Source organism: Nostoc sp. DedQUE02 (genome assembly GCF_034531035.1).
Lineage (GTDB): Bacteria > Cyanobacteriota > Cyanobacteriia > Cyanobacteriales > Nostocaceae > Nostoc.
Map to the genome: position 1 here is coordinate 49524 of NZ_JAVRBY020000028.1, position 14799 is coordinate 64322.

Genomic DNA, 14799 nt, shown 5'->3' on the forward strand with positions numbered 1-14799 from the left:
TCATATTGAGTTGCAAATATATTTTATAAGCTTGGCGATCGCACTAACTAGGAGAACCAATACATCTTGCTTTGGCGACTATATCAGCACCTCCACTTCCCTGTTTTCCACCAAGATACCAATATCCGTCACTTCCTATATAAGTAAAAACTTGTTCGCCACTACCAGCAAATTTTCCTTGCATATATGTTAAGAATGCGACGCATTTACTACTGTGTCCCATCTTGACATCACTTTGACCATTCTTCCATACATATTCGTCAGAATACCATATCTTTCCCTGTACTTCTCCACTGGGAGTAATGGTTACTGCATCTACAAGATTTCTTTGTGTACTACCTTTCGTTTGCGTTCTAATTCTCAAGCCAATATCTCGATTGGATGAGTCGTCTCTTGCTTGAAGAAAAGCAATATTCTGTTGTCCATATTCCTTGAGTTGGACATGACCCGATAAGTCAATATTCGTTGTACTGTTAACAGATACACCCACCGATAAAGAACCAGTTACAGTTAAATTTCCAGCAAAAGAAGAATTTCCTGTTCCTTTGACTGTTAACCCACCATCTACAGCAGTGCTTAACAACATTCTTTCAATATTTTGATTATCTCGCCAAGAATGATTGCCGTTAGCTGTATAGAATAAAGTAGAACCATTAATACCGAAACCATATCCGCTCCAAAGTTGTAATTTCAGTTGGTTTGTAGTTCCATTATCTGAAAAAATAATTTGTTGACTGCCATCAAGATTAACTTTACCTTCCTGAATAGTCAGACTACCTTGAAGCAACTGATTACCTTGCACATTTAATTTGTAGTCCCCCGGATTATTGATGCCAATAGCAACATTGCCAGTATTATTTATATACAAAGCTGTACTTTTAGAGCTACCACTTCCTACTCGGATATTTAATCCGTTAAAGACATTCCATTTGGCTCCATCCCATATTCCTTCATTATCTATGTTGGACAGGTTATTATACAGTACGTGGTTATAGTCTCCTGTTGCAGCAAGAAATAATGCACCACGCTTACTATTATCTGCTGCAAGGGATAAATTTTTACCTATAACATTACCATTAACAGTTAAATCGCCAGCAATAGTTCCAGAGGTGATTTTATTTGCTGATAAATTAGGAACTCTGTCAACATTTAGTGTTCCAGAAGTTATTTTATCAGTTGATAAATTAGGAACTCTGTCAACATTTAATGTTCCAGAAGTTATTTTATCAGTCGATAAATTAGGGATTCTGTCAACATTTAATGTTCCAGAAGTTATTTTATCAGTTGATAAATTAGGAATTCTGTCAACATTTAATGTTCCAGAAGTTATTTTATCAGTCGATAAATTAGGAATTCTGTCAATGCTTAATATTCCAGAAGTAATATTTTTTGTATCTATTGTTCCTGAGATTGTCCCAGCTACTATTAAATCCCCATCAATTTTTAAGCTACCTGTTAAAACTGCTAAGTTTGGATTGGTATTTCCTCCAGAACGAAGAGTTAAAGCTTTACTATTAGAATTTGGTAACAATAAACCAGAATATTCTCGAATGTTAGTATCAAGAGTAATGGTATTTTGAGCTATTGTCAGTTTTCCTAGCTTGACGCTATTTTCAGGAATTGTAGTCGCAAATCCCAAAATAGGTTTTTCAATCCAACGAGTATAGCTATCTGGTACATCTTTTTGCTGTTGAACTTGTCTATCTTGAGCATATTGGATGTAGAGTATGCCATCAGTGAGATTTTTGAAATCGGAAAATGTAGTATTTTCTTTTAAAATAATTAAATCGCCGCTACTATTGATAGCCGATCCAGATTTAATTTGAACAGATTTTGCATCCTGAATAACTGTAACTTCCAGTCCTTCAATAATTCCTGAAATATGAAGACTTTGATTATGGTAGCGTTGGCGATCGCTAAGATATTTATGTTGAATTTCAAAGTCATCTTCTAACAGATATTGCCCTGCAAAATAGTTAGGACGTTCATTACCAAAGTTAGTGAAATCAGTAGTTTTAGCCATGTTTTATCCTGAATTTAGTTCAATGATTGACTATTTGTTCCTAGAATGGTGTTACCAGAAACAATTTTACCTTCCTCGTTTTTACGGCAAATTTGTAAAATATTATAGGGAGAGACGGCTGTGAGGTTAAAGGTTTGCTCTAGTATTTTATAAGTAGATAAGCGCTGATTAATATTTAAGGAAGCTTGAATAGTGACTTTACCAGCAATATCAAGATTATTGAGGTTTTTGATTGTCACTGTAAATTTATCTATAGTTTGCATAAACTCTTGGTAGTAGAGGGTACGCTGAATTCTAATTGTATTATTTTCTCTAAGAGTTTCTGGTGTTAATAAATAAAATCCTGAAACATCATCTTGAAGGCGAACTGTGATTTGATTTAATAAATCTGAGTTGATTGTATTTGGTTGGGTAATTTCTACAATTGCTTCAAATTCTAATTTTTCGATAATTGCAGTTATATTAGGTTGTAAATCTTGAATTTTCGGTGGATCAAACAGGATGAAACTATAGGGTTTAGTCCATATAAATTCTGTCAACTTCATTCCCGATTGTTGCGGCTGAATATCTTGTTTAAAAATCGTATTTCCGGCAATAATTTCTCTTTTCTCATTTTCACAACAAATTTTTAGGACTGGTGATAAATTTACAGGTTGTTCTAGGAGGGTATTGTTATATTCAATTTCATTAATTGAAAAATACAGCTTAATAATTAAATTGCCCACGAACTGTTTATCGGTTCGGTTTGATAATATAACATTGAAACCTGCTAAGTTTTCTTGTAAATGCTGATAGTTTAACTTTTGTTTAATTGAAAATGATTGATTATTGATAATTGCTTCTGGTGAGTAAGAGGTAATTAATTGTGAGTTTCCTTGGATCTGAATAGCTAACTGGTTCGCTAATTGATTAATGGGAATACTATTAATGTTGTTGGGAGTAATTGTGACTTCTATGGCAAAGGTTTGATTTTTTGGAGATGCAAACAATTTGCAAGGATAAGCAACGTGCGATCGCTGAGTTAGCTGCATCGTTGGCACAAGAATTTTTAGGGAATAAAATGTCTGTGCAGGCTTTTCTCTATCGATAATTGCTTTAGCAATTTTAGCCTGTCGCCAATACTTATCAGGATCTCGGTCTTTGAGAGTTAGTTGAACTTGAAAATAATTTGGAAAATTATCAAATTGATCGAAGACTTCAACTTTTTCTCCAAATCCTGAATTTTTTAAATAAATACTCAAAATTTCAATTAACCCTGCTTTTGTTCCTCGCAAACCGTATAGGCGAACAATTTGTTGAATAAATGCTTTTTTTACCTCTACTTCCCAATCATCGCGTAAACTTAAGGCTACCCAACCCGCTAACCAAGGTAAAAATTCTTTTGGAGTATGTTGAGGATTAAAATAAACATGAATATTATCAATAATTTCTTCTAATCCTGGTGGGCTTTGAGTCTTGGCTGTAATAATTTGCTCTTGAATCGGAGTTTCACTTAATCCACTGAGAATTTTTTCAAATGACAGTAACAGTTGAGCAATAAAAACATCTTTTTGGAGAATTGCTGGTAAATATTGATGATATGTACTAATCGATTCAGATTTTTTTCCGTTCATTACCAACTTCTACAAATATTGTAAATTTGCTATCTTTTAGATTGATTTTAACTAACTGATTATCTGCTAAATTAATTTCCGATTTAGAGTTATTATTCTTATCTTTAATTTGCAGGTTTTCAACATAATCTACACCTTCTAAATCATCTAATAATTTATATAATTCTGATAGATAGACACTCCGGCCAAAAGGCCATCCTTTTCCCTGCCAATATTTTTGCGATCGCAGGGGTTCAAAAAATATCTTGACTTCCTCTTCTGCCTGTGTTTTAACTGTTTCTGCTTGTGCGCCATCCTGAAGCACTAATTCTGTTTCTATAGATATGGATACATACTCAGGTTCTAAGATATGCAGGCGAGTAGTTAATAGTCTGCGATCATCAAGAAATCTAAATAAAGGTTCATATTTATTTACTTGAGTTATTTCGTTATCTTCAGGAACAACTACTAAACTAATATGCCCTTTAGCAAAGTTATCAGATGTTGACTCTAAATTACGTTGTGCTAAACATTTAACCCTAGCAATTTTTAAATTATTAGCATCTTGTGATTTATTCCAATCGATAAGTACCAATTTTTCAAAATCTTCTGGAGTAACGGCTCGATAAATTTTGCGTACTTCTAATAAAGTCTTTTGAATTTCTGATTGTAAAATGTTTTGTCGTTCCTGGCTAGAAATATTAATGGGTAAATTCCATTCTTCTCCTTTAAGTAAACTCAAAAAACTAGCATAATTTTCATCAGGAATTTGATTAACTCGGTAGAGAACCATTTCTGTTAACCATGCTAATAATTCAATCAGGATAATTCCCGTATCTGTAGGATTATGATCTGTCCATTCCGGGTATTCAAGCGGAATCTGAGAAATTGCCTCTTCTAGTAAGTTGGCATAGCTGCGATCGTCGAGATTGGGTAAGGGTAGAGTCATGATTAGAGGAGTGGGGGATGAGGAAATAGGCAAATAGGCAATAGGGAATAGGGAAATAGGTAATAGACAAATAGGTAATAGGCAAATAGGCAATAGGGAATAAAAAGAATAGGGGTAAGGAACAGTTTTTAATTTTTTAAATTTTTGAGAAGAGAAATAATCATTTTAGTTTCTTCTTGAAGATGTTGGAGAATCAATTCTATATCTTTTAGAGTGCATAACCCTACTCTGGAAGATAAAATAAGATGAGTTTGTAATTCATTAATTGAGCCTTGACTGATGTTTAAAAATCTTGCATAATCACCAGGCGATCTTCTGCCATAGCCTTCCGCAATATTGACTGGAATAGAAACGGATGCTCTTCTTATTTGTTGAATCATTCCGAAAAGTTCATCTCTAGGAAAATTTTTCGTTAATAAATAACATTTCTCAGCAATTTCCATACCTTTTTGCCAAATTATTAAGTCTTTAAAATCCCGAATACCTGACATCTTTTTACTCTTTTTTCACTCCTTATATTCATCAAGCTATTGCCCATTCCCTATTGCCTATTGCCTCTTCCCTATCCCCCACTCCCTATTGCCTATTGCCTATTGCCTCTTCCCTATTCCCCCATTCCCTATTGCCTCTTCCCTATCCCCTATTCCCCTCTACCTTGACGTTATGATTGCCAGAATAAATTAAAGAATCAGCACTTAGTAATGACTTGCTTTCTGTTGCAGGTAATTCCACCTCTAGGGAATTAACATGATCTACTCCCGCAATGGATTGAATAATGGCGTAAAAATCTGATTTTTGTGGGTAGCGTCCAAATTGCCACCCCTCCCCTGTTCCTCCAGTTAAGGGATGGAGAAAGGCTTCTAAGTATTGTCTAACGCTGTTTCTCAACATGTCTGCGTCTTCGATCAACACAGGAGTGATAGTTGTAGTTACAGTTACTTCTCGCCATTTTGGGGCTGTAACCACTAAATCTACTGTCCCCGCACAACGGGATAGAATGTAGGTTTCGACTTGTTTTAGTAAAGCTAAACTAGGGGTTGGTTGGCGATCGCTACTGTAGGGCAGAATCATTAGCTTAACTTGCCCTGCACGGCGGTTAATTTCCCGCATCATTTTTTCAAAGTTCTCTGCTTCAGTAGCATTAATTGTCTGCAACTTTTCCCGGAGAATATCTTCAAATAGCACATTTGGTTTAGTCGGATCGAGCCAAAGTTTTTCATTCAAAGGGCTAAAATCAGTTGTCAGCAAATCTGGTGTAACTACTTTGACTCTAGCCACATCTGTAGAAGCTTCGTAAGCTAAATCTGCTATATCCTCAAAAGTGACAGCGCGATCGCGGTGACGTAATTGTTTTGGTACTCGTTCTTTCAGGCGATCTAAAGTTTCCTGTTGCGCCCCACCTGCTGCTGCTTCCAGGTTAATTACCCGATCGATGTAGGGAATGGTAGTTTTCAGTTGGCTAATGGTTTGTGCAGTGACGTTCCCCTGTTTACCTCCTCCAGTCTGATAAAAAGACAGTCGAATATTATTACGTCCTCTGGGGGGAATCATCCCGACTTGTCCGTTTCCAAAGCGAATTTCGCCTGTTTGCCGATCTAAAGTGTAATGGCGATCGCTCGCACTAGAATCGTAAAAATCTGCTACTTCCTGCCAAAGTACCCAAACTTCATCAATTTCTCCCAAATTATCTTTAATTACCTTGATGCGATCAGATTCTATGTTAAGGGGAATTTGTGCTTCTTGAATTTCTAACTGCTGTCCCATCAAAATGGGAATATTATTGGCAATAAAGACCTGATTTGGATCGTAGTTACTTGAACCTAATACTTCTTCTCGGAGACTAATTGCCTGAACTGCCCAAGTGGTATTAGTTAACAAGCGACGTAAACGAGGTTTAACCCGAAAATTACCTGATACCCAACGCACTCGCAACCAATATAGTTCTTTGCCAAAGTTTTCTCCTGGGCTAAAGTCTGCGGGAGCAATAAATCTAATTAAACCTGGTTGAAAAAATGCTTGAGTTTCGTCCTCTACTCCTAATGCTTGCCAACCCAGAGTACTAGAATATTCCCAAATTAATTGGGGTTGCTGCGAACGAATCACTGGGGTATTCTGAGGATAATCTTGTTGTAGAGGTTGATTGGTGGTAACTAGATTTTTACTAATATTAATAATAGTATAATTATCGTATTGTTTGGCGTTGAGTGGGTTCTGAATTTGTAGGCGATCGCCTGTTTGCCAACCAGTTATATCAGCAATTTGCAGCGTTTTATCTCCAGTATTTACTGTTGATACAAGGACGGTTTTTTCTGTAATATCAGCAGATAATTCATTTGGTAATGGGGCTGCAAACTGTGCATAAAGAGTAACTGTTTTATTATTAAATGAATTATCAAACCCCAAATAGAGGGTTGGTTCTCGATCTATGGTAGATGTAAAGGGCTGAAAAGAACTCAAATTTTCTGGAGAAGAATAGGTAAAATCATTTTCAGCAAAATAAATAGCTTTTTCTGTCAAAGTAAATTTGTAGGTTAATTTTAATGACTTAATTAGAGGTGGATCGTAAGTTGGAGGAATCGTTTCCGTGATAATTAACTTACGCATGATTCGCGTCCCAACCCCTAAAGTAGTGTTCAAAACTCCGGTTTCTAGCTTCAGCCTATTAGTCTCTTTGATAATTTGTGTAATTTTATTTTCTTCTGGGAACCCTCCAGTATAAGGAAGAATACGAATCGCATCGCCAGTTTTAAATAAATCTAAAGTATCAACTTCAATTTCGTTGGCTCCTTGTTTGAATTCCTTTCGCAGAACTGCCAAGTCATCATAAACAGGATACAGGCGCTCATCTGCGGCTTTACCATAATGACCTTGAGTAATTCGAGCGCGAACCCAATAACGAGTTTCTCCGTTTACAGTGCTAGGAGAAGGTATATTTTCTGCATTGGGAAATTGTAATTTCGCTTGGATAGTATCTTTTTCAGTAAACTGAATTGCTGATGATTGTGCTATCCATTTCGGTTGGTTATTTTGATCTGCTATTTCTTGCCATACTTGACCGTTACCAATTTCCCAAACAATTTTTAAATCATTTATATTTATAGGTTTATGAGTTAAATTTATATCAATACTAATAGTTACATTCGGCTTAATAAATGTATCGTTTAAAGCGATATAAAATGTATCATTAAGTTCGGGCTGTTCACCAAAAGGATAAAAATCTTTGGTAAGGTCTAAGGAAGTAGTATTAAACAAGCAAGATTCAGGAATTAAGTTAGATTGCTTGATGTTGATAATACCTTGAATATTGGTAACTTGAGGTAAGTTTTCTAATAGAGAAGATATATTATTTAAATTGGCTTGTAACCATTTTGCTGTTTTTCCTTGAAGCTCATAAGGAGCCGGAATAGGTAAATTGCCAAAAGTAAAAGTGATAGTCGATTGATTATTGTTCTGACTTTGGCTAGGAGTTGGAATGGTTTGCCATTGAGAACCATCCCAATAAGACCAATTAAGCGGTATTTGTAATTGATCGACACTTTCAACCGTATTATTAGTAGTAATAATTAGTTGTAGTTCCTTTAACTCTGGTAAAGTAAAAATTTCGGGACAAGTTATATAAAGAGAATGGGTAATAGAGCGATCGCCTTCCAAAGCTAAGAAAGCTGCATCTTGTTGTCCTGTTGCTGCTAAAGTGCGCTCCTCCGAAAGGATCTCAGAGAGATCGCTATACTTATCCTGATTGGGTTCGCGCAGGAATACTGCTTGTAATTGTGTTGTTGTGACAACCAATTCTCGATCCGTTTCAAACACGATTTCTTCATCAGCACCCTCTGCTGGTGGTGCTGAAACTTGAGTATAAGCAGGAACTAACGCATCTGTGGGACTTCCTTGTGCCAAATAAAAGGTTAAAGGGACTTTAGCAGGTTGGGGAGGTTTGAGTTCTCCCCCAATTAAATCAAGGAAAGCCAGAAAGTTTTTCTCTGGAACTTGGTTGAGGCGATCGCTGACTAATTTTACCATCCGCCCAAAGATGCGAATCAATGCCCCACCAGCATCAGTTTGATTTCCAGGTGCAGCTTTCCAGCCGGTATATTGCTCTACTAAATTCTCCGTTTGCTGAACAATTTCCTCATAGGTACGCTGGTCAATTTTGGGAGGTAAAGAAGCCATAAAAATTTACTGCAAATAAAAAGGATAAACCAAATTAAAAATATTATTTGTTGTGCGAATTTGGTAATTTATTTGAATTAAAATTACATTTGGTTGGTTAGAATCAGGAATTGTATCCACATCTAAAACATCAATGCGAGGTTCCCATTCAATTAAAGCATCTTTCACATCACTAACAATTTCTCCAACTGTTCCTAAACTATTAGGAGAAAAAACCTTTTCGTGAATATCACAGCCAAAATCAGGACGCATTATCCGTTCTCCTTTGGCAGTACTGAGAATCATCCAAATTGATTGACGCACAACATCTTCATAACGTGCCATCTCAATTTGAGCATTTTTATCAAGTTGGATAGGTAAAGCCCATCCCACACCTAAAAAATCAATTTCCATTACATTACTTCCAATGAACCATTATTTATTTTCACACCATTTGCACATTTAATCCCTAAACCCGATTGTGCTTCCAGTTCATATTTAGATTTAGCTTTAATTGTACAATTTGCACCTACTTGTAATTGATAATTTTGTTGAGTTTTTATTTGCAAGTTTTTACATTCAATTGAGATATCATCATTACTACTTTTCAAGATAATTTTTCCTTTTGTTTCAATAGTTAAATCTTTTTCAACTTGAATGTTCATTTTATTTTCTTTAGAATTAATCACAATTTTATTTTTACCAGTCTTATCTTGAATAATAATCTGTTCATTTTCCTTAGTATCATCTAAAACAATCATGTGACCGCTTCGAGATTTAATGACTCGTTGATTATTTTTTCCATCTTCATTTGTTATTGGTGGTTTATCTATGCCATTCCATAAAGCACCAAGAATGTAAGGAAAATTCATATCACCTTGTTCAAAAGCAACCAAAACCTCATCATCAACTTCGGGCAAAAAATAAATACCCCGGTCATTTCCTGCCATGAGAGTTACCACTCTAGCCCAGTAACTTTCTTCCTCTGAAGATAGCCAAGGAAATTTTACTTTGACTCTTCCTAACTTCTTGGGGTCTTTGTTATTAGTAACTATACCAACAGTTACGCCATAAAAATGATGATTCTGGTTGTTTGACAATAATAAGTCTAAACCGTTCATGTAGCATTTCTCCCTACAGTAAATGAAGTTTTATAACCCTGATTTTGGGAACAACTATGTTCCGCACTTTTAATATAATAAAGACCGCTAAATCTTTTACCAATTCCAAGAATTTCAATTACTTTTCCAGCGTGTAAATTGGGATTACCTTGACAAGTTCCTTCACCAGTAATGTAGGCGATCGCTATACTCTGAAACTGCCCCAATGCCATGTTATCGGCTTCTTCTTTACTTGACATAGGTTGATTTACTATCGTATGGCTTGATTCACCAAAAGCTTTTTTGACTGCTTTTGCCCCGGAAGTTGAACCTCCCATTGTGCCACTTTCTTTTCCAACTGCTGCCTTACCCAATACCTCTTTTTTATCTTGAGAGATCCAACCTTTTACCTCTAATTCTTCTACCTGATTCATAGTACTTAAACGCGGAAAGAATTCTTGTAAATCTTCTCCATAAGTTAGAGTAAAAATTTTAGCCTTAGCGTTATCATGGGGACGAAAATAGAGAGTTGTTTTCTCCAATGCAACTTCATAACCAATGCGTTTAGCTCTCTCTTTTAAAAAATCCCAATCGGTTTGATTATGCTGCAAAATATATTCTAACTTCACTTTACTATCAGTAACTTTTGCTGTAATTCCCCTAGTTCTAGCAATTTGACTAGCAATTTCACTATCCTTAATTTTTAGGAAGGATTTTGTGTGGCTTCCTCGCAACAAACGATGGCGTAAATCATGACCACGCACCACTAATATAGGTGCTACATCCTGGGTATATTCTGGTTCTAATCCCGTAATTTCCCCCACCATGAGAGTTTTGAGTTCTTGCTCATATCCCATCTGAATTTCTACTTTATTGCCAACATCAAATGATTTGTAATCTACCCATGTCATTTCTTGTTTTAATAAGTCCCAAGTAATTAATCGCAGTTCAAACATACTAGGAGCTTCCAAATCTTCAGATACTAAAACTGAGACTAAATCAGCTTCTATTTCTGCGGCTAGGGGTTTATTTTGAACCAAAATTTTGACATTAGGATTTAATAAAGAAGCATCATTTGGCATGATTTAACTCCTCTGAGTCAGGCTAGTAATTCGCAAAGGAGGAATTGTCAGCACAGTTCCAGGATTTAACATCCGAGGATTGTTTAAGCGATTTTCTGCCGCAATCACACGCCATAGACTCGGATCGCCATATTCTTCAGTGGCAATACTACTTAAAGTTTCTCCTCGTTTAACAATTCTCACAGGATCATCAATAGGATTAGCAATTTTTGCCTTTTTTTTCGGTTCTTTCCACTCCTTAAATTGACAGTTTAAGGTAGCTCTGACAGGTGTACCATCTTCGAGAAAATGAGTCAATTTCTTGGTGACACTTTCTAAAAAACCATCAGGTAATAACAAGCTATCTTTGCCGGATATAGTTCCCCAAATCAGTTGACAACGAGGGGGACGTTTAGGATTTTTGCCAATGCGAGGCTGAGTCAAACTAAAAATTTTGCGGGTATAGTTTTGGACATTTTCTGGGGGAAATCCCATCAATGTAGTGTCAAAAAACAAATCAAGACTGAGTTTAGTTAATTCTTTAGATGCAACTGGGCCATAATCTCCCATTGACCAGCCTGTTTTGACAATTTCCACTTGATTAGGGTTAAAAAGAACTTTAAATTTATCAGCAAAATCTCCTGGGTTATTTTTTTCGGCTTTGATAGTTAATTTCTCTAGTGCCATTGATTTTTCCCTCTGCGTTCACTTTCAATGACTAACCGTCGCATTAGTTTGCGTTCAACTTGACTAGTTATAGCATCAACATCAATATTGGATTGAGTTACTATTGGGGAAACTGAGGTTTCTATTGATGATGCAAGACTGGCGAAAGTTATAGGAGGTGATGAAGAATCAGTATTTGATATCGAATTGCGGTTTGATAGGTTTGATTGCTGGTTATTACTTTTTGAGGATGGGGTATTTTTAGCTCCGGGTAAAGGCAGAGATTGAGCTTTTAAGGATGGGTTACTTGCAGAAGTTACAGAGACAAGAGGAAGGGGGGTTATATTTTGTTTGTGATTATTTTGATTAATTTGTGAGGTAGAAACAGTAATAGTTTGTGTGTTGAGGAACTTTACAGGTTGATTTTGAGAACTTAGCGAATTGATAGGAAATGATATTTCCTGCTGAGTCAAATTAATTTGAGGACTTAGAGTTTGAGCCGTGACGATAGGAAGTTTTTTTGATTCCTGCTTGATTAAGCTTAAATTGCTTACGTAATTATCTATTTGCGTTTTTTTGTCAGCTAAATTATTTAAATTATTAACAATAGGAAGAGATGGCTGTGATCTTGAATAATTCTGGAGTTTTGCTTGAATAATAGGTAGGGTTGTATCAGTAAAGCTAGTAAATTCTTGTGATGACGGTATTTCTCCTGTATTTAGCGATTGTTCAGCGATGGGTTGTGGCGAAACCACAGGAATTTCCGATGAAATGATAGAAGCGACATCTACAATCGGTTGAGATGGATGATTGAGATTTGATTCAGCGCTATTAGGCAAAGATACTTGCGAGTCTGTCAAATCTGCTAACGTCATTTCTGCTGTTTTTGGCAATTGTTCGGTTATAGATTGTGACAAAACTACGGGGATTTTTGGTGAAAAGATAGAATCGACATCTACAATCGGTTGAGATGGGTGATTGGGATTTGATTCAGCGCTATTAGGTGGAGATGTTTGCGAGTCTGTCGAATCTCCTAACGTCATTTCTGCTATTTTTGGTAATTGTTCAGCAATTGGTTTTGCCGAAACTACCGGAACTTCAGATGAAGATATAGAGGTTTTATTACTTTGTGTTTCTAAAGTTAAAGATTTGGCTGTTTCATCCGCAATATCCGAGTTTGAGAATTCTGTTATATTTTGGACAGGGATAGTATTATTAACTATTTTAGTTGCTAAAGATTGAGAAGAATCTAATTTTCTTTGAATTATATTAGCAGAAAGCTCAACTTGGGATACAGTTGGCAAATTATGTACTCTATTCTCTACTTTTTGGTCTTGTGCTAATGAAACAGGCTGTGCATAAACAATGGGTATTGACTCAGATGATAGGCTATCAGTGTTACCCCAACGTTGCATTTGTTGAGTCAAAAGAGGTAAACGATTTAAAAAGCGATCGCAACGATTAATAATGCGCTGACCCATCGCCATTTTCATCATTCCCGGTTGGTTTAAGGGACGATACAGGCGATTTACCAACCCCTCATCGAGTGAATCTTCCCAATTAGATAAAGTTGCCATGATTCAACATAAAACTCCTATACGATTTTTACTAAACTAAGTACAAATACAAGAGCCTCCTTACCTATCACCTATTGCTTATTGCCTATTTGCCTATTGCCTATTACCTATTTGCCTATTGCCTCTAAATTCCTATAACTTAGAAATTCCTTGATGCACCAATTCAATTTTTTCTACAGCAATTTCGTCGCTTCTAGCATTAAAACTTGGCCCTTCCCACTTGACGGGATATGCTTTTTGAAATGTCCACCACATCACCGGAATTTGCTGACTATTAAGTAAAAGAATCGTACCGTTCAACTGCTGAATCCACCCTTGACTAGTTGCTTTGTACCAAATATAAAACAAATCAATATTTACTAATCCTCGACTCAAAACTAAATTGGGATAGGTAGTATGTTTGGGAAATTTATGAACAAAATCGTTTAAGCCTCCTTCCTGATAAGATTCCAACTCAATTTCACTACTTAAACCGCTAACTTCGCTAAAACCACCAACAACAACTCCTCCAATTTCCACAGCAAAGTTATAAGCCATGTAGGGATCATGTCCCAATAAACTGGCTGTTGAACCTGCGGCTAAAGCTGCATTTAATGCGATAAGTTTGGGATTCATTTATTTTCTGTTCAATCGCTAAGTCGCTGATTAATTTGTGCTACCTGCGCCACCCACTGCTGACGTTCTCGGTGTTCCATTGTCATAATCTGTTCGTGAGACCAATGAAAATAGTAGGCAAGGTAAGCTACCTCCTCCAGCAGTCGTTCTGTGGGGTAGCAAACTACTCCCCCACGGGAATAGTTTCTACTTCAAACTCTCCGTCACAGTGGGGACATGCTACCCGCAGACGACTATGACCGTTTTGGTTAATCCTTTGATAAAAATCCTGTAAATAGACTAAATCTCCTGAAAATAAACCCTCAATTATTTTGGTATTTATTTGGTCTAATGTTCCTAGTTGGACTATCGTCCTTGCTAAGAGAATAATCACCAAATAACCAGGATTTTTTTGCACTCTTGGATCTCGAATGGGGGCAATTTCATCATAGGCAGTTGAAAGGCGCATAATGCCTTCGCGGTGAGTGTTACCTTCCGAGTCGAGATATCCTTGAGGCAAGATAAAAGGAAATTCAGTTTGCTGCATGATTTTACTGAAAGGAAATATTAACCAATAGTGATACCTTCATGAACTAGTTCGAGAGTTTCTATCGCTACTTCGTCTGAGGTAGCATTAAAACCTGGAGCATTCCAGATAGTAGGCCAGCTATTTTCTAAATTCCAGCGAATCTTTTCTTCTCCTTGATCGTTAGCCAAAATAATGGAAAGATTACGTCTATCTGTCTCGCCATTCTGTAATTTTTTGTGCCATTCCCACAGTTCTTTGTTGTCAGTAACTCCCCGTTTTAGGGTAATGTTACCATAAGTATTAAGACCAGGAATTTGACGTTGGTTTAATGCTTTATCTGTTCCTTCTCGATAAGTTCCTGCTTTACGGGTCGCTGTCAAACCGCTACATTCACGAAACCCAGCATGAACAATACCATCCCATTCCACCCAGAAATTATAACCACTGTATGGATCGTGGGGATTAGAAATCGTGGGCATAATAGAACCTCCTGCAATAAATTTGAATTAAGAGTTATCAGTTATATAGGAATCTGCTTTGATTTTTGAACTCACTTGGG

General features: G+C 36.4%; 13 protein-coding genes and 1 pseudogene. All 14 read right to left on the reverse strand.

From position 1 onward, the window contains the following. Window positions 1–43: 43 nt before the first annotated feature. The 14 genes and pseudogenes from RMX98_RS20680 to RMX98_RS20745 all read right to left on the reverse strand — a co-directional run bounded on the left by RMX98_RS20680 (window position 44) and on the right by RMX98_RS20745 (window position 14719). On the reverse strand, window positions 44–2023 hold the full coding sequence (locus RMX98_RS20680) for a hypothetical protein (RefSeq protein ID WP_322680230.1): 1980 nt from the start codon (window positions 2021–2023) through the stop codon (window positions 44–46). Window positions 2024–2037: 14 nt separating this feature from the next. Further along, a complete protein-coding gene (locus tag RMX98_RS20685; protein ID WP_322680229.1) occupies window positions 2038–3636 on the reverse strand; it encodes a phage tail protein in 1599 nt (532 codons plus the stop codon). After that, on the reverse strand, window positions 3617–4564 hold the full coding sequence (locus RMX98_RS20690; RefSeq protein ID WP_322680228.1) for a baseplate J/gp47 family protein: 948 nt from the start codon (window positions 4562–4564) through the stop codon (window positions 3617–3619). Before RMX98_RS20690 ends, RMX98_RS20685 begins: the two co-directional genes overlap by 20 nt. Before the next feature lie 128 nt (window positions 4565–4692). Then, window positions 4693–5055: a four helix bundle protein gene (locus RMX98_RS20695; protein WP_322680227.1), complete on the reverse strand. Its 363-nt coding sequence runs from the start codon at window positions 5053–5055 to the stop codon at window positions 4693–4695. A gap of 142 nt (window positions 5056–5197) precedes the next feature. Further along, window positions 5198–8734: a baseplate J/gp47 family protein gene (locus RMX98_RS20700; RefSeq protein ID WP_322680226.1), complete on the reverse strand. Its 3537-nt coding sequence runs from the start codon at window positions 8732–8734 to the stop codon at window positions 5198–5200. 6 nt (window positions 8735–8740) lie between these two features. Then, on the reverse strand, window positions 8741–9127 hold the full coding sequence (locus RMX98_RS20705) for a GPW/gp25 family protein (RefSeq protein WP_322680225.1): 387 nt from the start codon (window positions 9125–9127) through the stop codon (window positions 8741–8743). After that, window positions 9127–9834: a phage baseplate assembly protein V gene (locus RMX98_RS20710; RefSeq protein ID WP_322680224.1), complete on the reverse strand. Its 708-nt coding sequence runs from the start codon at window positions 9832–9834 to the stop codon at window positions 9127–9129. Before RMX98_RS20710 ends, RMX98_RS20705 begins: the two co-directional genes overlap by 1 nt. Next, entirely contained in the window at window positions 9831–10895 is a 1065-nt protein-coding gene (locus RMX98_RS20715; protein ID WP_322680223.1) for a hypothetical protein, read from the reverse strand. Before RMX98_RS20715 ends, RMX98_RS20710 begins: the two co-directional genes overlap by 4 nt. A 3-nt stretch (window positions 10896–10898) precedes the next feature. Beyond that, window positions 10899–11561, reverse strand: a complete 663-nt coding sequence (locus RMX98_RS20720; protein WP_322680222.1) for a LysM peptidoglycan-binding domain-containing protein — start codon at window positions 11559–11561, stop codon at window positions 10899–10901. Then, the gene (locus RMX98_RS20725; protein ID WP_322680221.1) at window positions 11552–13117 is read right to left on the reverse strand and encodes a hypothetical protein; all 1566 of its coding nucleotides are present in this window, start codon (window positions 13115–13117) and stop codon (window positions 11552–11554) included. Before RMX98_RS20725 ends, RMX98_RS20720 begins: the two co-directional genes overlap by 10 nt. Before the next feature lie 132 nt (window positions 13118–13249). Then, window positions 13250–13732, reverse strand: a complete 483-nt coding sequence (locus tag RMX98_RS20730; protein WP_322680220.1) for a phage tail protein — start codon at window positions 13730–13732, stop codon at window positions 13250–13252. Window positions 13733–13743: 11 nt separating this feature from the next. Continuing rightward, window positions 13744–13878 (reverse strand): annotated as a pseudogene (locus RMX98_RS20735) (DUF6760 family protein); the annotation flags it as partial. A 17-nt stretch (window positions 13879–13895) separates the two neighbouring features. Next, window positions 13896–14258, reverse strand: a complete 363-nt coding sequence (locus RMX98_RS20740; protein WP_012408133.1) for a hypothetical protein — start codon at window positions 14256–14258, stop codon at window positions 13896–13898. A 20-nt stretch (window positions 14259–14278) separates the two neighbouring features. After that, window positions 14279–14719, reverse strand: coding sequence for a phage tail protein (locus RMX98_RS20745; protein ID WP_322680219.1), 441 nt, complete (start codon window positions 14717–14719; stop codon window positions 14279–14281). Window positions 14720–14799: the final 80 nt, after the last annotated feature.

Excerpts from the sequence above, each read along its gene's own strand:
- RMX98_RS20680 (WP_322680230.1), bottom strand. The coding sequence starts at position 2,023 with ATGGCTAAAACTACTGATTTCACTAACTTTGGTAATGAACGTCCTAAC.
- RMX98_RS20685 (WP_322680229.1), bottom strand. The coding sequence starts at position 3,636 with ATGAACGGAAAAAAATCTGAATCGATTAGTACATATCATCAATATTTA.
- RMX98_RS20690 (WP_322680228.1), bottom strand. The coding sequence starts at position 4,564 with ATGACTCTACCCTTACCCAATCTCGACGATCGCAGCTATGCCAACTTA.
- RMX98_RS20695 (WP_322680227.1), bottom strand. The coding sequence starts at position 5,055 with ATGTCAGGTATTCGGGATTTTAAAGACTTAATAATTTGGCAAAAAGGT.
- RMX98_RS20700 (WP_322680226.1), bottom strand. The coding sequence starts at position 8,734 with ATGGCTTCTTTACCTCCCAAAATTGACCAGCGTACCTATGAGGAAATT.
- RMX98_RS20705 (WP_322680225.1), bottom strand. The coding sequence starts at position 9,127 with ATGGAAATTGATTTTTTAGGTGTGGGATGGGCTTTACCTATCCAACTT.
- RMX98_RS20710 (WP_322680224.1), bottom strand. The coding sequence starts at position 9,834 with ATGAACGGTTTAGACTTATTATTGTCAAACAACCAGAATCATCATTTT.
- RMX98_RS20715 (WP_322680223.1), bottom strand. The coding sequence starts at position 10,895 with ATGCCAAATGATGCTTCTTTATTAAATCCTAATGTCAAAATTTTGGTT.
- RMX98_RS20720 (WP_322680222.1), bottom strand. The coding sequence starts at position 11,561 with ATGGCACTAGAGAAATTAACTATCAAAGCCGAAAAAAATAACCCAGGA.
- RMX98_RS20725 (WP_322680221.1), bottom strand. The coding sequence starts at position 13,117 with ATGGCAACTTTATCTAATTGGGAAGATTCACTCGATGAGGGGTTGGTA.
- RMX98_RS20730 (WP_322680220.1), bottom strand. The coding sequence starts at position 13,732 with ATGAATCCCAAACTTATCGCATTAAATGCAGCTTTAGCCGCAGGTTCA.
- RMX98_RS20740 (WP_012408133.1), bottom strand. The coding sequence starts at position 14,258 with ATGCAGCAAACTGAATTTCCTTTTATCTTGCCTCAAGGATATCTCGAC.
- RMX98_RS20745 (WP_322680219.1), bottom strand. The coding sequence starts at position 14,719 with ATGCCCACGATTTCTAATCCCCACGATCCATACAGTGGTTATAATTTC.